This is a genomic window from Alkalihalobacterium elongatum, assembly GCF_019024285.1.
Taxonomy (GTDB): domain Bacteria; phylum Bacillota; class Bacilli; order Bacillales; family Bacillaceae_F; genus Alkalihalobacterium; species Alkalihalobacterium elongatum.
This window is the reverse complement of record NZ_WMKZ01000011.1, coordinates 84,815-105,726: the sequence shown is the minus strand read 5'-3', so window position 1 is coordinate 105,726 and position 20,912 is coordinate 84,815. Positions and strand designations below refer to the sequence as shown.

Sequence of the window (20,912 nt, the reverse complement as noted above, 5' to 3'; positions counted from 1 at the left end):
AAGGAGCTTGAAAATGATCTATCAATTTCTTCCAGTGGATCGAATTCATTACGGGATTAACGTTGTGAGTAAACAGCTTATAAATGAAATAAAGAACTTAAATGGAACGAAGGCTTTAATTGTAACAACAAACAGTATGCTAAAAACGAAAGCGTACCAAAGTATGATTCAAGTAATTCAGGATAACGAAATTGAAATAATGGAAACATGTTCAAAACAACATGTTCCTGGTGAAGTATTAATGGAAGATATAAAAGAGATTTACAAATTTCATCCTGATGTAATTATTAGCTGTGGAGGAGGGAGTCCGATTGATGCAGCAAAGATTATTTCCTTTGTTTTAGCTGAAAGAGTTCAAATGGAAGAGGAAGTGTATCCTTATTCAGAAAATTTTGGGGAAAAAGAATTGACAATGGCAAACCATCTTCCCCATATTGCAATCCCAACTACACTATCAGCTTCGGAGTTTACAAGTATTGCGGGAGTAACAAATGGAAAGGATCATTTGAAGTATAAGTTCTCTCATTTAAATATGACACCAAAATACGTTTTTCTAGATCCTGTTTTCACAGAAGAAACGCCAGACTGGCTTTGGATTTCAACAGGAATTCGTGCAGTAGATCATGCAGTAGAAACGCTATATTCCCCAACTCCGAATCCGATTAATACAGGTTTGGCATTACAAGCGCTAAAAAAATTATATAATTATTTACCGCTTAGTAAAAAGGAGCCGAGCAATTTAAAATATCGACTCGAATGCCAAGTTGGAGCATGGCTTTCTCTATTTTCAGTTGTCAATATTAAACTTGGATTATCACATAGTATTGGACATCAATTAGGAGCTACTTACAATATACCTCATGGAATGACGTCAGCAATCATGTTACCTCATGTAATGAAGTTTCTTTTGCCACGAACCTACGAAGAGCAGGCACAAATTCCAGAAATATTAGGGAAAGCCGAAATACACAAAAGTGTTCATGAAAAAGCGAATATGGCTCCAGCTTTAATTAGAGGATTGATTGAAGATTTAGATATTCCACATAAGTTAAGAGATTTCAACGTTCCAAACGAAAGCATTCCAGCAGTCGTTGAAAATATTCTTAAAGATATTCAAGGAGAAGAGAATTCCTTTGTTTTGAGTACAGATGATTTAAAAACAGAAATTACTCATTTGTTAGAAGCAGCATGGTGAAATTTCTAACAACCTGGAGATAAAAGAGTATTAAAGGTCTTTCTTAAAGGTTGTTTTCGTGAACTTTGTTGCTATTGGACCGTTTTTTGACATAAATTAGCCCTAATGGACAAATTCATTTGTCCATCTGGCTAATTTATGTTCAAAAGCTTCACGCTAAAGCGTGAAGAACCAAGCTTCGCTTGGTTAACGGTCCAATAGCTTAGAGCAACAATCTTTGAGAAAAGAGCTTTCTTTACAGAGTAATTCAAACAGTTATTTGTTTGAAAAATCAAGACCATTTTACTAAATAAATTTTACTATTAAATAGGAAGCTTTTAGTCATGAGGATCTATTTTACATGAAATAGGCAAATACAAAACGTTTTTTCTAATTTGTTTTCAAATAAAGCAGGTTAATGAAAGTTAGCAGGGAGGGAGACCATGATGTACAAAGGTATAGAAACATTTGGAAAAATTGTAGAACATCGTGCAATAGAAAAGCCTCATGCCAGGTTTGTTCGATTTGAGACTGCAGACCTTAATTATGAGGAGTTCCATAAAAGTGGGAATAAACTAGCTCATGCCATTTCCTCATTAGGACTTTCAAAGGGAGATACTTGTGCTGTTATGCTTCCCAATAGTCCCGAGTTTTTGGCAACATGGTTAGGCTTAGCTCGGCTCGGTGTTATTGAAGTTCCAGTTAATGTTGGATTACGCGGAGACCTGCTCGCATACATCCTTAACAAAGCAGAGTGTCAAGCCATTGTTATATCATCACAATGGGTGGACCGTATAGCAGAGCTATTAGAAAAATTACCTCATCTCAAGCATGTTATAGTCGTTGGAGAGAAATTTGAACAGGGCTTAAACCAAGTAAATTGGTATTCTTATGCAGAGCTAATCGATAAGTCAGTTGATTTGCCAGTCGATGTTGAAATTACGCACAGTGATCCGTCACTTATTTTGTTTACATCGGGGACAACAGGTCCATCAAAAGGTGTCCTCCTAAGTCACCGCGCGAACTTTAGTCTTGCTCAAACAGCCTGTGAATTGATGGATTATGGACCAGAAGACCGTTTATTTACAGTGTTTCCACTATTTCATGTCAATGCTCGTTATACAACGATTTTAGTTGCGTTAATGGCAGGTTGCGATGTCGTCATGCATGATAAATTTTCGGCATCAAAGTTTTGGGACATATGTCGAGAAGAGCATATAACAGCTTTTAACTTTATGGGTTCCCTTTTAACGATACTTATGAAACAGCCTGAGCGGCCTGACGATGCAAATAATCCAGTCCGAAAAGCTTATGGAGCACCAACTCCATTAGAAATCTATGAGGATTTTCAAAATCGTTTTGACGTACAAATTTCTGAAGTTTATGGATCGACAGAGCTAGGAACGGCGTTATATAATCCAGCTAAATCATTTCGAAAAGGTTCTTGTGGTTTCCCTGTCTCAATTTATGAGGTTGAGATTCACGATGAGAATGACCAACCTTGTCCAGCAGGTGTGCCTGGTGAGATTGTCGTCCGGCCGAAAGAACCTTGGATTATGTTTTCAAGTTATTATAAAATGCCAGAAGCAACCGTAAACGCTTGGGAAAACTTATGGTTTCATACTGGGGATCGCGGACGTATGGACGAGGATGGATACTTTTACTTTTTAGATCGAATGAAAGATGTTGTGAGGCGCCGTGGCGAAAATATTTCATCGTATGAAGTGGAAAGTGTAATAAATGAGCATCCAAAAGTTTTGGAAGCAGCCATAATCGGTGTTCCTTCTGAACTGTCCGAAGAAGAAGTGCTAGCGGTTGTTATTTTGCGCGAGGGTGAAGAATTAAAGCCAGAAGCATTGCTAGATTTCTGTCAAATGAGATTGGCTCATTTTGCTTTACCTCGTTTTGTACGGTATGTAGAGAAGTTACCTCGAAATACATCGCATAGAGTTGAAAAATATAAACTTCGTGAAGAAGGTGTTACTCTCGACACGTGGGACCGGGAACTTGTAGGGTATAAGGTACAACGGTAAAATGTTTTTTTCAAAGGCGCTCTTATTTTTAAGTAGTTAATAATTTTAAATAGCACGGAGCTCAAACTAGCGAACCGTCTAGAAAATTAAACTATAATACAGACATTGTTCCCTAGAAATAGTAGGAGCTTCGAGCAATATATAAAATAATTAAAGGTAAAAGACTTCATCAAAAGAATAAAATACAGAATATTTAAAAAATGGTATTGAAATTAGTTTTTTAGGTTGATATAATTACACCAAACAAATGTTAGTTTTATTAGGTAGATTGATATAACTGAAAGATGCTACACATTAAAAAACAATTCAATCTAAAAGCCCGATAAGATCTAATGTCTACTACATCCAAATTATACAGCGCTTACTACTCCATTTACCTTTAACCACTTCAATTTTTGAATAATAACGCTATGAAACTACTGATTAAACTACCTCCGCATAGCTCGTAAAACTTTCCTGAAAAAATGTTGTTAATTAATAGCCAAGACAAATGATTATGTTCCTTGAGAGGGGTGATGTCGTAAAGGTTTGAAATAACTATTGACCTCTATATGAGTGCTTAAGAGGGTTTAACTAAAAATCAGCTTGATTAATTTTGTACAATCTATCTTTATTCACATGTAGAGTAAAAATTAGAATTCCACAGTTGAATTTTAAGGTTTAGTATATTCAGAAAAAGAGGAGGATCAAATTTGGAAAGGAATGTTTTATGTAAAAAGGAAGATATCCCCCAGGGTGAAACAAAAGTTTTCCAAATTAGAAGAATGTCAATTGTAGTCATTCAAAAAGAAGGTGAGTTTTATGCTCTGCGAAATTGGTGTCCTCACCAAGGAGCAGAGTTAGATAAAGGTGTATTGAGAGGTGCTGCACGAGCAACGAGTGATGTTAAAGAAGTTTGTTATGAAAAACCTGGAAAATTTTTATACTGTCCATGGCATCATTGGAGCTTTGATATAGAGAATGGTTGTTCCATGCATGATCCAGAAAATACAAAGGTAAAAACATATGATGTAAAAATTGAAGGGGATGACCTCGTTATCTACGCATAAATAGGACCAGCGGAATGATTTATTGGAAACTTGAAAGGAGATTTTTATGTCTACTATTACTGATAAAAGTAGTGAAAAATCCACCAAAAAGCGTAAGCTAACACCCGTAATTGATGTCGATGTTCACCCTAATCCTAAAAGTTATGAGGATTTAAATCCATATTTAAGTAATTATTGGAGAGACTTCTTGACTGATTGTAAATGGAAAGGGGTCTTTCCAGGAATACCATTTTTTGCAATCGTTGCAAATGCGGGACACCGGATGGATAGTATTCCACCAGAGGGAGGCCTCGGTTGTTCTTCGGTTAGTTTCTTTAGAGAACAAGTGGCAGATAAATATAATTATTCCAATGCTGTTTTATTTCCAGACTCTACATTTATGTTATCAGCTTCCCCACAACATGAAATGGCAACGGCTGTAGCCTCGGCATATAATGACTGGCAAATCGAACACTGGTTATCTAAGGATCCTAGTCTTCGCGGTTCTGTAGTTATTGCTTCCCAAGATCCAGAAGCTGCTGCCCGAGAGATTGATCGAGTAGGAAGCCATCCGCAAATGGTCCAGGTTGGATTATCTATTCACACACCTTATGGTGGGTGGGGAGATAAACGTTATCACCCTATTTGGGAAGCTGCATTACGAAATGACTTACTCTGTTCATTCCATGTATCCGTTCATGGAGGATTATTTAGACCAGGACCGGTTTTTGGAAACTACTACCCAGAAGGACAAACAAATAATGGACTAATATTCCAAGCTCAAATAAATAGTATTGTTTTTGGCGGTGTCCTTGAAAAGTATCAGGATTTACGCATGGTATTCACGGAAGGTGGGTTTGCATGGCTGCCAAATTTAATGTATACCATGGATACTCATTGGCGAAATTTAAAACGCGAAGTTCCTTGGGTTAAACGGCCACCAAGTCAGCAGGTAAGGGACCATATGTGGTTTGGTACTCAACCATTAATTGAACCAGAACGTCCAGAAGATCAAAAACATATTTTACAGATTATTGAAATGATTGGTACAGATAAAATCCTTTTTGCTAGTGATTACCCACATTGGGAGTTCGATGCACCTCATGCAGCATTAGCTCATTTCCCGAGTGAAGTTAGAAATAAAATTCTCTATAAAAATGCCGCAAAATTATACGGGTTTGAAAATCCAATAAATAAAGAAGGCTAAAGGATTAAATACTTACTTTTATTAAAAACTTAATAAAACAAATGTTTGTTTTATATTATGGAAGCGTTTACAAATGCAATGCCTTTAACAATTACTTTAATAAATTTAAATAAATAAGGAGAGTGTTTTAAATGAAATGTGGACTTTTTTATGTATTAGAGTGTACGGATGGACAATATGATCGCGCTTATAAAGAAATGTTAGAACAAATTCAGTATGCTGAAGAGCTTGGGTTTGGCAGTGTTTGGTTAGCGGAACACCATTTTACTGATTATGGAAGTATGCCTTCACCACAGGTAGCTGCAGCTGCAATTTCTCAAGTTACAAAAACAATGGACATCGGAATGGGAATTAGTATTTTAAACTTTGACAATCCAGTTCGAATTGCAGAAGACTTTGCGATGGTTGATATTTTAAGTAATGGTCGCTTGAAATTTGGGGCTGGTCGCGGCTACCAACCGATTGAATTTAAAAAGTTAGGTATTCCAATGGAGAATTCACGTGAAGTTTTCTGGGAAGCAGTTGATATTATCCAAGGATTATGGGCAAACGACACATTCAGCTATCAAGGAAAGCACTTTCAACTTGATGATGTTAAATTAACTCCAAAACCAGTCCAAGAAAGAGTTCCGTTTTATTATGCGTGCATTAGCCCAGAAACATTTGATTACATGGTAGAACGTGGGGCACAAGAATTCATGTGCACGCCAACATTAATGGTAATGGATGAATTACTGCAATATATTAAATCAACAAGAGATCGTCTTCTACTTAAAGGGGTTAATCCAAAAATTCATATGAACTTGCAGATGAATATTGCTGATAGTCCTGAACAAGCAATTAAAAATGTTGAAAAAGAAATGGAGATGTATTTCGACCGTGTACTCGCGTTAGTTCCAGGTGCGCGAGGAGAAAAGGCTGCTAAGGGATATGAGCGCTTCGCAGAAGTCGCTGAACAAATGTCAGGGCCAGTTGATGTTGGTATGTTAAACGAGGCGGGTATCGTTTTATTGGAGAATTCAAAAGCAGCTGTCGATAAACTTGAATTAATTGAACAAGCAGGCGTTGATAGTTTATCGTGCTGGTTCCGTATGGGTGGAATGGAACATCGCAAAGTTATGAAAACAATGAAGCTATTTGCTCAAGATGTATTACCATATTTCAGACCTACAAGTGCACCACAAAAAGTCGAGCAATAAATTACTAGGCTATAGTTTTAGATTAATAAAAATACAGAATACTAAATAAATAATAATTAGAGTTTAAATACCATTTTAATTCTAATGGGAGGGGGAAATAAACTTTAATATCTTATCATTTAAGCCTCTCCCTATCTATGATCTAATTTAAGTTTATGATAAATTGCTAACCAAAGTATGTTAAGTAATACTGTTTGCTAAAGGAGATTTCAGGATGAGTAGTTTATTAACTGAAGAAATAAAAAAAAATATTGGTCGAGTAGCCCCACAAAAAAAAGAATTGGTAACACGTCGAGATATCCGTAAGTATTCAATTGCTACGGGGCAACGACAAAAGAAATTCCTTAATGGTGATGAAGCACCGCCAATGTTTCATCTATCCTTATTTTGGGATGTAGTTAATTTAGACCAACTGATGCCAGATGGTGTTTCAATTGATATGTTACTACCTGACTTTCCTTTAAAAAAGGCAATGGCTGGTGGGTTGAAAATTGATTATCATAAACCAGTTTATCCGGGAGACTGGTTAATTGCAACCCGAACATTAACAGATATTTATGAAAAAGTAGGTTCTAAAGGTCCTATTATTTTCTATGAAGTAACAATGACAATAGAAAATGAGTTAGGTGAAAAGGTGATTACTGAAAAGACTACGAGACTATTACGTTAAATTAGTAATATTAATGAAGGTGATATGGAATGAAAACTTCTAATTCTAGAATTACGAATATACAACCCGGAGATAGATTGCCGGAGCGTAAGTTCAAACCTGATAATGTGCAATTATTTTTGTATAATGCTGCTTTATGGAATGCACATCGTATACATTTTGATTATCCATATGCAACTGTTGAGGAAAATTACCCTGGTTTAGTCATAGCTGGACCACTATTAGGGGACTGGCTTAATCAATGCGTAGTGGATTGGGTAGGGGACGATGGATATCTAGCCTCGATCGAATATTCTAATCGCAAGGCGTCGTATATTGGTGAAACACTTCTATCTGGTGGAAAAGTTGTTGCAGTTTTTAGGGAAGTAGGTGAGGTGCATATTGAAATCTATATAAAAAATGAAAATAACGAGATCATTGCGCCAGGTAAAGCTATTGCTCAATTTAATTTGATCAATTAATAAAATATATAAAAATACCCCTTTTCAAGAGAATTAAAATTAGACAAAGATTCTTTGGAGGTTAGCTCTTATGGGAAAGCGATTAGATGGTAAAGTTTGTATAATAACTGGTGCAGCTTCTGGATTCGGGAAAGCAATGGTACATGAATTTATTAAAGAGGGGGCTAAAATCTTTGCGATTGATATTAGTAAAAAAGTTCAAGATCTAAAAAAAGAAGTTGATGGAGAACTACACACATATTCTGCAGATGTATCAAACCTAATTCAAGTTGCAGAAGCTTTTAAAAAATGTAATGAAATTTATGGTAGACTAGATATTCTTTGTAACAATGCTGGTATTACTGGGTTAGTAGAAACTCCGTTACATGAATTTAATCTTGAAGCATGGGATAAGGTATTTGCTGTGAATGTAAGAGGAGCATTTATTGTTCTACAGGAAGCCATTAAAATGATGCTCAAAAGTGGTGGGGGTTCCGTAGTAAATACTGGCTCAATTGGTGGATACAGAGCTACTCCTGGATCATCTGCTTATATTGTCTCTAAAGGAGCAATGGTAATGTTAACGAAACAAGCTGCTCTTGAATATGTAAAGGATGGAATTCGTGTTAATTCTATAAATCCTGGTACTTGTAATACACCTTTACTTGATGATTTCTCACAAGAAGCAAAAGATTTCTTAGCTAGTCAAGTGCCAATTGGCAGACTTGGAGAGCCTGTGGAAGTGGCAAAACTTGCTCTTTTTCTAGCCTCAGATGAATCTTCTTATATTTCTGGTCAAGACCATATCATTGATGGTGGGCGTTCAACAGAATAAAACTTATTAATTGGATGATGATATTTGATTATAAATATAGCAACAAGATAATAAAAAGAAAATCTGAGGTTTTTTCATTTAATTAAAGGAGGAAATATTATATGGAAAACTTAACTGAAAGGTTTGAAATTTCAGAATTATTAAACAGATCTGCTTATGGTTATGATGAGCGTGATATAGAGATGCTTGAAGCTTGTTTTACCAGTGATGCAGAGATGTCAATTCGTATTGATGGAGGAGATTTGATTGGTCCCTTTACTGGAAAAAATGAGATTATGAAGCTAATGACTGATTCTATGACCTCGCAAACGGATAAGCGACGTCATATAATTACAAATATTTTTTTTGAATCTGAGAGTAAAGATGCTGCTAAAGTAATTTCGAACTTATCTCTGTATTCAATAGAAAACGGAGAAATTAAGCTTATATCTTCCGGTGTATATCGAGATGAAGTGGTTAAGATAGACGGCGAGTGGCGGCTAAAAAAACATCATTTGGATCTTGACCTGCCATACTAGGTTTATTATCAAAGAAAAAGCAATTTTTTCATAAGATAAATTTCATGTTTTATAAAGTAAATTATGGAGGGTACTGTCATGAATATTGGTCAAATTCCTGCCAAGTATGCAAAACTGGATCCAAGTCGCATTGCGCTTATTGATATACCGAACAACCGTCGAATGAATTTTGGAAACCTAGACGAAAGAGTACGGAGGTTGGCAAACGGTTATGTTGAAAATTTAGGCCTGAAAAAGGGTGACCGTGTTGCGGTTTTATCTAAGAATAGTACAGAGTATATAGAAAATTACTTTGCTTGTGCAAGAGTTGGGTTAATTATTCAACCTCTAAATTGGCGTTTAGGGATTTCAGAATTAAGTAAAATTGTGTCCGATGGAAGTCCATCAGTTTTTGTTTCCTCAGGAGAGTTCATAAATGAGTGTAAAGCTCTTAAACAACAAATCGACATTAATCATTGGCTGGAATATGGAGAAAATAGTGATGGTTCTTATGAAAGTCTTATTAATATTGCTTCTAATAACGAACCTGAGCGATCATCTCAAGTATCAGATGAAGATCCAATGTTAATTCTTTATACTGGAGGCACGACTGGGGAGTCAAAAGGAGCTATTCATACTCACAAAAGTTTTTATATGGGAATGTTGAACCAAACCGTCGCAGAACGAGTAGTACCTTCAGATGTTTATATGTTGACTGGACAGATGTTCCATATACCAATTGTTCTTGCAATAAATTATATGGCTCATGGTTGTCCTTTAGTATTGGTGAATTTTGAAGCCAAACAAGCACTTGAAGTTATTGAAAAAGAACGAGTATCTGCTTTTTTAGGGATTACCACTATGCTAAATTGGATGATGTCTGTTGAAAATTTTAATAGCTACGACCTTAGTAGTCTGCGAAATATTCAATATGGTGGCGGTCCGATGGGGATGAAAGTTGTTAAGGCGGCACTAGAAGCATTTCCGTGCACGTTAATTCAAGGATATGGACAAACAGAAGGAATGGGAATGACTTTTCTCTCTCAGGAAGATCATCTTAATGCAATCAACGGAATACATCCTGAACGTTTGTCATCTTGTGGTCGTGAGGCGTTTGTAAACACAATACAATTGGTTGACCCTCAAGGTCTACCTGTTCCACGTGATGGCAAGACACCAGGAGAAATTGTAGTCAAGTCCGATGCGAATATGATCGGTTACTGGAATAAGCCGGATCTTACTGCTAAGACTATACGTGATGGTTGGCTGTGGACTGGTGATGTTGCTACTTGGGATGAGGACGGTTATATATTTATTGTCGACCGTGCTAAAGATATGATTATCTCAGGGGGGGAGAATATATATAGTACACAAGTCGAAAATGCAATTTACCAGCATGATGGAGTCCTCGAAGTAGCTGTATTTGGTGTGCGAGATGACGAGTGGGGTGAAAATGTAACTGCAGCAGTAGTTTTAAAACCTGGGAGGAAAGCTACCGAACAGGAAATTATTGATACAGCTAAACAACATCTTGCATCTTATCAAAAGCCACGTAAAGTGTATTTTGTTGATAGTCTACCTAAGTCACCAACAAGTAAAATTCTTAAACGTGAATTAAGGGAAATCTATAGTGGATCAAAAGGTCAGAAAGAAAGTATAAGTGATTAAATGTTATTTAAAAAATAATTTGTTTAATTTGAAGTACTTCAAGGTGTGTAAGTATCATGTTACCTGATTTCTATAATAAAGGGAGGAATTTAAATGACAAGGTTAAAAGATAAAGTTGCGATTATTACAGGAGCTGGTGGAGGATTAGGAAGACAAACTGCAATTAGAATGGCAGAGGAAGGAGCAAAGCTTAGTTTAGTAGATTTTAATGAAGCATCAGGTCGAGAAACAAAAAAAATAGTAGAAGAATTAGGGGCTGAAGCGATTTTCATTAAAGCTGATGTAACAAATTCGGAAGAAGTTCAAAACTATGTTTCTATAACAAAAGATAAATTTGGAAGAATCGATGTATTTTACAATAATGCAGGGATTGAAGGTATGGTTGCTCCAACAGCGGAGTATGATGAGGCTGAATTTGATAAAGTTATCGCAGTTAATGTAAGAGGTGTATTTTTAGGCTTAAAGTATGTATTAGAGGAAATGAAAAAACAGGGCTCCGGGAGTATTATTAATACTTCTTCTATAGGCGGACTTGTGGGACATGAAAACTTTTCTGCCTATGTCGCTAGTAAGCATGCTGTTGCAGGAATGACAAAAGTTGCTGCGATAGAGTATGGTAAACATGGGATTAGAATAAATGCGATTAGTCCTGGGCCAATTAAAACAGACATGGTTATCAATGCAGCTCGAAAGAATAATCCAGATAATCCTCAAGAATATTATGATATGCTTGCTAACCTTATACCAAGTAGGAAATTGGGTGAACCAAATGAAGTTGCCAACTTAGTAACTTTTCTTGCAACTAATGAATCACCATATATAAATGGATCAATTATTGCTATCGACGGCGCAATGACTGCTATCTAGAGTCCCTTTCAAAAGATAAACTTATCTTGATCAGGTGGAGTAAATCTACACTTCCCCTGATCATATAAAATAGTTAGTATAAGAAAGATTAAATAGAAAATTATTTCTATACTTTTTTTATAATTTCGTATTTTATTGTAAAAAACAAACGTTTGATAAAAACTTTTTTATTGAAGTAATATATCAATAATTAAATCGGCAAGCGATAAAGTTGCTATTATTACAGATGACAAATTGAAGTTTGTGAGGTAAACAACTGTTATTAAAATCTTAAGGGAAAAGTTTATAAAGGAATTTCAATTAAATGAATATAAACACTAAAGAAATAGCCAAGTAAACCCTATTTGGAAGAGTGCTAAAATTTTATCAATATTCTGTCTATTGTTTCTCAAGCTAAAAAAGGATGGTAAACAAGGTATGAAGTTTAAATAAAAATAGATAAATCAAATTTCTAAGAAGTGATACTGAATAATTATAATACGAATATTTATAGATCGATTATTTCCTAAAATGATAATTTTTGCTTTAAAATCTGAATAGTAAGAAAAAGGGGGGTTAAATGTCGAATCAATTAGTAGAGAATTTTAACGAAAAAAAATGGGGAAAGCGACATACCGTTTTCTTAGCGGTATTTTTAACCAACTTTATTATATTTGTAGATGATTCAGTATTTGATATAAAATTTCGGTTAAATTAAGTCCAATTGGACCCGTAATAGAATATGCTGCAAAAGCAGAAGCAAGCCAGATTGCAGTATACCGAAATCTTTCATGAGGAGGAAACCAAAGAGCTATCATCCTATTACACGGTCCCCATAAAAATCCATGGAAAATACCAAATATTAAGTTTCTCCACCACATTTGAGTGTATGTTTCAATAAAAATAGTTAACATACTAAGTGACGTACAAGCAACTAAACAAATTATTAGTGCTCTTTTCGCCCCTATCCGATCAGATATTATTCCTGCAAGAAATACAAGTGGAAAATACCCAAGTAAGTAAGCAGATTGGATTTTTCCAATTTCTACTGCATTTAAGTTTAATCCCTCTGCCCAAAAAGGCGTTAAATTACTTGTTGCAATCTTAGGAACACCGATCTTAATATTTTTTTATATAGTTACTAAAGATAGACCAGAACAATCAAAGAAAATTAAACAAGGAGAATTAAATTATATTTATGGCGAAAGTGTTAACAGGGAAGAATTAAAAAACCAGGAATTTAAGTGGAGTCATTTAGCCCAAGCTTTCAAAATGCCAAGTGTATTTTTTATGGCAATTGCTACTGGTTTGGCGACATCTCCAGCCTGGTTATCAATCTCTTGGGGAACCTATGGTTTAATAAATGGATTTAACATGGATGGAAAAACAGCTGGTTTAATTGTTGCTATTATGTGGGCAATTCCTGTTGCATTATGTTTTTCAAACGGTTGGGTGGTCAACAAGCTATTAAAAGGGAATGTTCGTGCAGGATTAGCTTTGGGAGCAATAATTGGTTCTATAGGTTATTTGATAGCTAGTTTTTATGCCCCAAACTATTTAGTTTTTGCAATTCTCGTAATCGGAATGAGCCAATCAGGTGCAGTTTTTTATTGGGGGTCAATTAATGGATATTGGTCTGGATTAGCACGTCCGGAAGTCGCTGGTACATTAAATGGTCTGGGTAATAGTATGATGTCATGCTTTGGTTTCATTCTCCTTGCATTAAGTGGGGGCTGGGTAAATGAAAGTGTTCAAGGAGTTCATTCTTTGAGTAAACTTTGGTTAATAGGTGGAATTGTATATTTAATATCACTTATATTTATTTTCATATCCAAAGATGTTACGATCGGTAGTTCAACACCAGATAAAGAAGAAGCGGAAAAACCTGCGATATAAAAATCAAGACGACGTAAAGGTTTGCATATGTTAAATTTTCTTTTTAAGTATGCCGAAGACATATATATAGATCCAGACTAAGATAATTGTAAACAAAACATCATAGGAATACCGTTGATCATCTGATACTTTTGGGGATAATTTTGAAACCTGTGAGAAGAGAAATTCCTACTATCGTATTCAAAGCAGGAAGTTGAGGTTACCTAAAGAAGTTGCATACTTGATGACTTTCCTTGTCTTAATTGGAAGTGTTGACGTAGTCAATACTATTTATTAACTTATAAGGTCAGGTGGAGTACAGTAACTTAACTTGTCTTCACAAAAAAATTAGTTAGTGGCTCAATCAGTGTGTAGTTAAATTGCTAGGACGTAATGGCAATTAGTTTCAATTAATTACTCAAACCAAAAAGCATCTTATATTGTCGAAACACTTCAGTCTGGTGTAAAGTCTTTGCGATAAATGAAGAAAAAGGCGAAGTTACTCTTGGAATCTTATAAAAAAATAAGCTAACAATATCATTTCTCCTGCACGGCTGTCGTACGTTTTTAACTATTTAAATTACCTGAAAAGTTCCTATATGCATTGGGAATTAATTAAAAGATATGGGTGTGATCATTTAATATTAAAGTAATTTTTTCTTGGTATTTATAAAACAAATGTTTGTTTTACTTGAAGATATTCCCACGTTAACATCTAGTCGTCTTAAATAAAATAATTTTTAGGGAGGTAGTTATTTTGAAAAAATTCAATTTAGTTTTATGTCTTTTGTTTGTGATGTTCCTAGCAGCATGTGGAAACTCTGCTAGTACTACACAAGAAGAATCAAAGAGTAGTAATTCACCCAGTACATCAGACTCAACCGTGCAAGAAAAATATGTCCTAAAGTTGGCTCATGCTTATCCAACAGCATCATATATGCATACGTTTATGGAGTGGTTTAACGAAGAAGTCCAGGAGCGTAGTGATGGGCGGCTATCGTTAGATATATACCCAAGTGGTCAGTTAATGCCAACAGATCAAGAAGTTCCTGCAATTTTACAAGGGCAAATCGATATGAGTCACTCCCTTTCTCCAGTCCTTGCAGGTTTTGACCCAATTTGGAATCTTTACGAACTCCCTTTTATCTTTGAGTATGACCCGAAAGATCCTACTGTATTTATAGAAAATCGAGCCGAATTTAACAATAGTGAATACGGTGGTAGAAAGATTGCACAGTTAATGGAAGAAAAAGGATTGAAAGTTTTGTCTCTTGGTTTTGTTGATATGTTTGGTTCATTATATACGACGGATAAAAACAATTTGGTTACTGATCCAGAAAGCGCAAAAGGCTTAAAAATAAGAACCGCTGGCGGGATCATTGGTCCTGAAACGGTAAAATCATTTGGTGCAAGTGGTATGACCATCCCAGCAGCTGAATTAGTAACGGCTCTTCAACAAAGGGTTGTCGATGGGCTGTTAACAACACCAATCTATACTAATGATGCGAAGTTGCCTGTAGAGACATTAACAGTAATCCCATTGTTTAACACGGTAACTCCACTTATTATGTCACTTGAAAAGTTTGAGTCTTTACCAGAAGATCTTCAGGAAATTCTTGTTCAGACAGGTAAGGATTTGGAGGAATATGGTAAGGAACAGGTAATCGAAAAAGCAAAAACAGCTTATACAACTTTGGCGGATGAAGGTGTGGAAATCTACTATCCTACTGAAGAGGAAATTAACGCATGGAAAGAAGCAACAAAACCAGCTAGAGAAGTCTTTGAAAATCAGGTTGACGGTGGAAAAGAGCTTTTAGAAGAACTTTCGAAGCTTAATTAATAAGTCGGATCCTATCGAATTTACTCTAGTTCAATAAAAGAGTAAATTATTGAACTAGAGTTTTTATCCCGTTTAACTAACGCTAAGACTCTGACTTCAAAGCTTTGAGAAAAACAAGAAAGGCTAAGTGGGAGACGGTGGAACACAGGCTAAGGTCGCCACGTCCTGTGACAACGTTTGTGTGACCCACATCGTGTGGGCCCCAACTAACATTCAGTGGGGAATGATGGAAAACCACACTGAATGAAGTTTCACTTTATAAAAGGAGTTGGAGTTTTCATGGATAAATTACAGAAGATCGATTCCTCGACCCGGTTTTTGGATAAAGGCCTGGAAATCACTGCAATCGTTTGTTTAATAATAAGTGTTGCTGGTGCCGTCATTAGTGTCTTTTCCCGTTATTTACTAGGTATGTCGTTCCAGGTTATTGAAGAAATCTGTCGCTACGCTATCATTTATGGTGCGTTTGCCTATATCGGTCCCTTGGTAAAAAGAAAAGAACACCTAAAAATGGATATACTGCAAGGTCTCTTAAAAAATAAGGTGAAAAAATCTAATGAGTTATTAATTAGTGTTATTTTATTTGCTTCTTTTGGTTTCCTCTGTTTGTCAAGCATCATGTGGACAATCTCACTGTTAAATATGCAAGTCAAGACGGCTTCTGGAATTATGTTAATGTTTATTCCAGCCCTTGCAATACCAATTGGAATGCTATTGGGATGTATCTACTCCTTCCTGCAGATCCTTCAAAATTTTTATAAGTTACGCCAACCCGAAAATGAAAAAATCGAAGATGTCAGTTCAATAGAATCAGAGGTAGGCTCCTAAAATATAACAAGGAAGGCCATTGTGAGGAAATGGTTGGAAGCACTTTTATAGTTGAAGGAAGGGGGAGAATAGGGTGTTAGTTGTTGGATTTTTCATATTTATAATTCTATTAGTTATTGGAGCTCCTATATGGTTAGCGTTAGCGATGAGTGGTGGGTTTTGGGTATATGTTCAAATGGGATTGCCGCTAGTAAGTATTCCATCCCAATTCTTCATTGCTACTGATGCTTGGATTTTATTAGCAGTACCTTACTTCCTCCTAGCTGGAAATTTAATGACTTATATGGGGCCAGCTAATAAAATGTTTACATTTATAAAAAATCTTGTAGGCCATCTGCCAGGTGGGATGACTGCTGCAGTCGTAGTTACTGCAGCTATATTCGGAGCTTTGTCAGGTTCGTCAGTTGCGACTGTTGTAGCCGTAGGATCTATGGCTATACCACAAATGATTAAAATGGGGTATTCGAAGGAAAACAGTTATGGTGTCATCGCTGCTTCAGGAACATTAGGTCAGATGATCCCACCGAGTATTTTTATGATTTTATTTGCCGCAACTACTCAACTTGACCCAGGTCAACTTTTTTTGGCAGGGATTGCACCAGGAGTATTTATGGCAATTGTATTAATCATTGTGGCAATTGTTGTTAGTTTTCGTGATAAAACAGAAAGACCAGAAAAAAGCAGTTTTGCTGAAATATTTACTTCTTTCTTACATGCAATTCCATCCTTGTTAATGCCAGTAATTATTTTGGGAGGAATTTACGGAGGAATTTTTACACCTACTGAAGCAGCTGCAATTGCGGTATGTTATGTACTCATCATAAGCTTTCTGTTTAATAGGAAAGATTGTACCGTTCCAAATTTCAAGAAAAGCTTAATAAATACAATGATTACAACTGCAGTGATTTACATTTTACTAGGCGGTGCTAAATTATTTTCTACTGCGATGACATATTTACAAGTTCCACAAATTTTAACCCAATTTGTAACAAATATACAGGTTGCAGATTGGATCATCATGTTATTAATTATATTACTCTTTTTGTTCTTTGGAATGTTCTTAGATGCGATTCCTATTTTATATATCACATTGCCTATTTTATATCCAGTCGTACTTTCATTGGGGTATGATCCGATTCACTTTGCAATGATAACGGTTGCTAGTTTGATGATCGGTCAGATCACGCCGCCAGTAGGTTCTAGTTTATATGCAATAAGCGGCCACTTTAAAGAAAACATGGGTGTAGTCGTAAGAGGATCTTATCCTTATTTAGTTGGATTAATTGTTGCGACTCTAGTTATACTGTATATTCCATGGCTTAGTATATTTTTATTTCAATAAATTTAGGGGGCTAAAACTTGAAAAGAACCTATCTAGTAGTTTGTCTTTTTCTCGTTATTCTTTTAACAGCATGTGGAAATTCAAATAGTTCTGTAAACCTTGGAAATTTAAGTGAAGAAGCTCAAAACAGCAATAATGAGATGACTTCTCCAACTTCCAGTGATGAAGAAACGTTTGTACTAAAAGTGGCTCATGGCTTTCCAACAGCTTCATTCATGCACACCTTTATGGAGTGGTTTGATGAAGAAATACAAAAACGAAGCGATGGACGGTTATCATTAGAAATCTTCCCTAGTGGTCAGTTAATGCCAATAGACCAAGAAGTTGCTGCAGTTTTACAAGGTCAAATCGATATCGTGCATTCAACGTCTCCAATTCTTGCAGGTTTTGATCCGATATGGAACTTCTACGAATTACCATTTATTTTTGCTTATGACCCTAAAGATCCTTCAGTGTTTCTAGAGAATAGAATTAAATTTAATAGCAGTGAAAATGGTGGTCAAAAAATTGTAAAAATGATGGAGGCAAAAGGACTAAAAGTATTGTCACTTGATTTTATAGATATGTTTGGTTCGATATATACAAATGATGAAAGCAAACTAGTAACTGGTCCAGAAAGTGTTAAAGGTTTAAAGCTTAGAACGCCAGGTGGCTTAATTGGAACCGAAACAGTAAAAGCACTAGGGGCTAGTAGTATGACGATTGCTGGAACTGAAGTAATCACTGCTTTACAACAAGGGGTTGTTGATGGGTTATTAACAGTTCCAATCTATGCTCATGATGCTAAATTGCCGATAAAATCATTTTCAGTAGCCCCACTTTTTAATAGTGTAACTCCAGTCATTATGTCTCTTGAAAAGTTTGAGTCATTGCCAAAGGATCTTCAGGAAATTCTTGTAGAAACAGGCAAAGATTTAGAGCTGTATGCGAAGGAACAAGTTCAAGAAAGAGCTAAAACAGCTTATATTAACTTGGAAAATGAAGGTGTAAAAATTCACTACCCTACAAAGGAAGAGATTAGACAATGGGAAGAAGCGACCAAACCAGCTAGGGAAGTATTTGAAGCTCAAGTCGAAGGTGGAAAAGAGTTATTAGAAGAACTTGCTAATCTTAATTAACACTTATTACTTTGGTAATCCCATCTCAAATAATGCTAAGGGGTGGGCCTCCTCTAAATGAATCAGGGAAATTTGGATATAAAATCTACCCTCTAATCGAAAGAAGATGAAAAATTGAGTGCAAAGCGAATGAAATTAATACTGTTACTCGTGATCCTTATGTGGGGAAGTAATTTCGTAGTATATAAGATTTTGGTAGAGAAATTCCCTTTTTGGACATTAGTATTCTTCCGGAACTTTTTTGCTGCACTCGCATTAGTTTGGATTGTGCGAAAATTTCTCCATATTAAGCCCAGTAATAAAAAATTGTGGGGTTATGTATTAGCTGCTACCTTATTAGGTGTATTTATAAATAATGTCTTATTTCAATATGGCCTTCAGTATACATTAGCTACTAACGCCTCACTTATTATGGGGTTAACGCCTTTGTCGACAGCTTTAATTTCTTATTTTGTATTTCATGTGCCGTTACAACGTAAGCAAATACTAGGTATTTTCCTTGGATTTTTTGGTGTCTTCCTTATAGTAATGAAAGGATCGCTGCAAAATTTAATAGAGTTTTCCTTTAACATCGGTGATTTATTTATTGTCGGGACTTTAATATTTTTTAGTTTAAGCTTTATTTTTGTAAAGAAAGCGACTGATACTAAGTTTCCAGCAGAAATCATCACATTGTATGGATATACCATTACATCGATTTGTTTATTTCCGATGGTATTTTGGGAACAAACAAAGAATGGGTGGGGTGAACTTCCAACTAGTTTAATATATTGGATCATGTTGCTTTATGTAGGCATCTTTCCTACAGGGGTAGGTACTTTATTGTGGAATCGTGGTATTAGCGTTCTTGGACCTAGCCAAGTTGCTATTTTTATGAATGGAGTTCCTTTAGTAGCTGCGGTTGCATCCGTATGGGTATTAGGAGAACCTATTTTATGGTTTCATATATTCGGATTTATTTTTATAGCAACAGGTGTTATTTTAGGCTCCCAGAATAGGGAAGAGATAGTGCAAAGAAAAAAGGGTGAGGAAAGTAAAAGTATTTCAGTTTAAAACGAGAAAGAGGGAAATTCACTATTTGTTTTATTAATTATTAAGGGAAGTGGAGGTATTAGAGAATGGAATCAATTCGCGGAAAAGTCGCTATTGTAGGAGCGGCAGATACAGATGTGGGAGTTGTGCCTCACATGAGTGCGACTCAGCTTTGTGTAGATGCTGCACTTCGCGCCCTTAAAGACGCTGGAATTAGTAAAGACCAAGTTGATGGTTTGATTACTTGTAATTCGTTTGCAGAGCCATACATGTATCATGCTGAAGCCATTGCTGAGTATTTGCAAATCTTTCCACGGTATTGCATGGGTGTAAGTACAGGAGGTGGTACAACATTTTCTATTCTTCATCATGCAGCTTCTGCGATCTTAACGGGAGTTTGCGATACGGTATTAATTACGATGGCTGATAGTTTACGTAGTGGGTTAACTAGAGATCAAGCAATGGCTATGCAAGCAGCAACTGGGCATGCACAGTTTGAAACACCATATGGGCCCACTGTACCAGCTTATTATGCACTAATTGCACAAGCACATATAGCGAAATATGGCACAACACCTGAGCAGTTTGCACGAATTGCTGTTACTGCAAGGATGCATGCTAGTTTAAATCCAAGTGCACAGATGCGTGAATTAATTACGGTAGAGGATGTGTTAAATTCAAGGTTGATTGCTGACCCTCTTCATTTGTTAGACTGCTCACTTGTGTCAGATGGTGGTTCAGCTGTAATTTTAACTTCCGCTGAGCGAGTAGCAGATTTTCCGAATCATCCTGTGTACATACTCGGTGTTGGCGAGGGGCACGGACATGAACATATTAGCCAAGCGCGTAGTCTGACAACTTCAGCAGCTGTAGAATCAGGGCAACGTGCATATGATATGGCTGGCTTACGGCCGGAAGATATGGATTTAGCCCAACTTTATGATTGTTTTACGCCTACGGTCTTAATTGAATTAGAGGACCTTGGTTTTTGTAAAAAAGGCGAAGCGGGCTCATTCATAGAGAGCGGGGCAATTGAGCTTGGGGGTTCGTTACCTGTCAACACACACGGTGGACTGCTGTCTCACTGTCATCCAGGAAACCCGGGTTCGATGTTTGCGTTAACGGAGACAGTTCTACAACTTCGGCATCAAGCTGGTGAACGTCAAGTACAAGGAGCTGAAGTTGCACTTGTTCATGGTCAGGGTGGAATTATGTCTAGTCATACGACACTGATTCTCGGTCGCGATAGAGGTTAATATGAAATGGGAGAGGTGAGAAAA

General features: G+C 36.2%; 20 protein-coding genes. 19 read left to right on the top strand and 1 reads right to left on the bottom strand.

Features of this window, described 5'->3' with window-relative positions; translation table 11 throughout:
- Positions 1 to 13 precede the first annotated feature (13 nt).
- The 12 genes from GKP30_RS13010 to GKP30_RS12955 all read left to right on the top strand — a co-directional run bounded on the left by GKP30_RS13010 (position 14) and on the right by GKP30_RS12955 (position 12,315).
- The gene (locus tag GKP30_RS13010; protein ID WP_216829882.1) at positions 14 to 1,195 is read left to right on the top strand and encodes an iron-containing alcohol dehydrogenase; all 1,182 of its coding nucleotides are present in this window, start codon (positions 14 to 16) and stop codon (positions 1,193 to 1,195) included.
- A 422-nt stretch (positions 1,196 to 1,617) separates the two neighbouring features.
- The gene (locus GKP30_RS13005) at positions 1,618 to 3,207 is read left to right on the top strand and encodes an ATP-dependent acyl-CoA ligase (protein ID WP_216829881.1); all 1,590 of its coding nucleotides are present in this window, start codon (positions 1,618 to 1,620) and stop codon (positions 3,205 to 3,207) included.
- A gap of 692 nt (positions 3,208 to 3,899) precedes the next feature.
- Positions 3,900 to 4,256 carry a Rieske (2Fe-2S) protein gene (locus GKP30_RS13000; RefSeq protein ID WP_216829880.1) on the top strand — a complete coding sequence of 119 codons (357 nt, stop codon included), beginning with the start codon at positions 3,900 to 3,902 and terminating at the stop codon, positions 4,254 to 4,256.
- A 46-nt stretch (positions 4,257 to 4,302) separates the two neighbouring features.
- The gene (locus tag GKP30_RS12995; protein ID WP_216829879.1) at positions 4,303 to 5,442 is read left to right on the top strand and encodes an amidohydrolase family protein; all 1,140 of its coding nucleotides are present in this window, start codon (positions 4,303 to 4,305) and stop codon (positions 5,440 to 5,442) included.
- A 131-nt stretch (positions 5,443 to 5,573) separates the two neighbouring features.
- Positions 5,574 to 6,641, top strand: a complete 1,068-nt coding sequence (locus tag GKP30_RS12990) for an LLM class flavin-dependent oxidoreductase (protein WP_216829878.1) — start codon at positions 5,574 to 5,576, stop codon at positions 6,639 to 6,641.
- A 214-nt stretch (positions 6,642 to 6,855) separates the two neighbouring features.
- Positions 6,856 to 7,311 (top strand): FAS1-like dehydratase domain-containing protein, encoded by a 456-nt coding sequence (locus GKP30_RS12985; RefSeq protein WP_216829877.1) that lies wholly within the window; start codon positions 6,856 to 6,858, stop codon positions 7,309 to 7,311.
- A gap of 29 nt (positions 7,312 to 7,340) precedes the next feature.
- A complete protein-coding gene (locus GKP30_RS12980; RefSeq protein WP_216829876.1) occupies positions 7,341 to 7,772 on the top strand; it encodes a hotdog family protein in 432 nt (143 codons plus the stop codon).
- A 70-nt stretch (positions 7,773 to 7,842) separates the two neighbouring features.
- Entirely contained in the window at positions 7,843 to 8,586 is a 744-nt protein-coding gene (locus GKP30_RS12975; protein ID WP_216829875.1) for an SDR family NAD(P)-dependent oxidoreductase, read from the top strand.
- Positions 8,587 to 8,687: 101 nt separating this feature from the next.
- Entirely contained in the window at positions 8,688 to 9,104 is a 417-nt protein-coding gene (locus tag GKP30_RS12970) for a nuclear transport factor 2 family protein (protein ID WP_216829874.1), read from the top strand.
- A gap of 78 nt (positions 9,105 to 9,182) precedes the next feature.
- A complete protein-coding gene (locus tag GKP30_RS12965; protein ID WP_216829873.1) occupies positions 9,183 to 10,751 on the top strand; it encodes an AMP-binding protein in 1,569 nt (522 codons plus the stop codon).
- A 93-nt stretch (positions 10,752 to 10,844) separates the two neighbouring features.
- Complete coding sequence (locus GKP30_RS12960) at positions 10,845 to 11,618, top strand: SDR family NAD(P)-dependent oxidoreductase (protein WP_216829872.1); 774 nt, start codon at positions 10,845 to 10,847, stop codon at positions 11,616 to 11,618.
- A 559-nt stretch (positions 11,619 to 12,177) separates the two neighbouring features.
- Entirely contained in the window at positions 12,178 to 12,315 is a 138-nt protein-coding gene (locus GKP30_RS12955) for a hypothetical protein (RefSeq protein ID WP_216829871.1), read from the top strand.
- Here the strand turns inward: GKP30_RS12955 and GKP30_RS24020 are convergent.
- Positions 12,266 to 12,631, bottom strand: coding sequence for an MFS transporter (locus GKP30_RS24020; protein WP_407928612.1), 366 nt, complete (start codon positions 12,629 to 12,631; stop codon positions 12,266 to 12,268). The genes GKP30_RS12955 and GKP30_RS24020 overlap by 50 nt on opposite strands.
- On the opposite strand from GKP30_RS24020, the gene GKP30_RS12945 reads away from it, so the two are divergent.
- The 7 genes from GKP30_RS12945 (at position 12,630) to GKP30_RS12915 (ending at position 20,888) form a co-directional block, all read left to right on the top strand.
- On the top strand, positions 12,630 to 13,493 hold the full coding sequence (locus GKP30_RS12945) for an MFS transporter (RefSeq protein WP_216829895.1): 864 nt from the start codon (positions 12,630 to 12,632) through the stop codon (positions 13,491 to 13,493). The genes GKP30_RS24020 and GKP30_RS12945 overlap by 2 nt on opposite strands.
- Positions 13,494 to 14,229: 736 nt before the next feature.
- Positions 14,230 to 15,312, top strand: a complete 1,083-nt coding sequence (locus GKP30_RS12940) for a TRAP transporter substrate-binding protein (RefSeq protein ID WP_216829870.1) — start codon at positions 14,230 to 14,232, stop codon at positions 15,310 to 15,312.
- Between the two features lie 279 nt (positions 15,313 to 15,591).
- Positions 15,592 to 16,140 (top strand): TRAP transporter small permease, encoded by a 549-nt coding sequence (locus GKP30_RS12935; RefSeq protein WP_216829869.1) that lies wholly within the window; start codon positions 15,592 to 15,594, stop codon positions 16,138 to 16,140.
- Between the two features lie 73 nt (positions 16,141 to 16,213).
- Positions 16,214 to 17,482 (top strand): TRAP transporter large permease, encoded by a 1,269-nt coding sequence (locus tag GKP30_RS12930; RefSeq protein ID WP_216829868.1) that lies wholly within the window; start codon positions 16,214 to 16,216, stop codon positions 17,480 to 17,482.
- A gap of 17 nt (positions 17,483 to 17,499) precedes the next feature.
- On the top strand, positions 17,500 to 18,600 hold the full coding sequence (locus GKP30_RS12925) for a TRAP transporter substrate-binding protein (protein WP_216829867.1): 1,101 nt from the start codon (positions 17,500 to 17,502) through the stop codon (positions 18,598 to 18,600).
- A 114-nt stretch (positions 18,601 to 18,714) separates the two neighbouring features.
- Positions 18,715 to 19,653, top strand: a complete 939-nt coding sequence (locus tag GKP30_RS12920; RefSeq protein WP_216829866.1) for a DMT family transporter — start codon at positions 18,715 to 18,717, stop codon at positions 19,651 to 19,653.
- A gap of 65 nt (positions 19,654 to 19,718) precedes the next feature.
- Positions 19,719 to 20,888 (top strand): thiolase C-terminal domain-containing protein, encoded by a 1,170-nt coding sequence (locus tag GKP30_RS12915; protein WP_216829865.1) that lies wholly within the window; start codon positions 19,719 to 19,721, stop codon positions 20,886 to 20,888.
- The last annotated feature ends 24 nt before the right edge of the window (positions 20,889 to 20,912 follow it).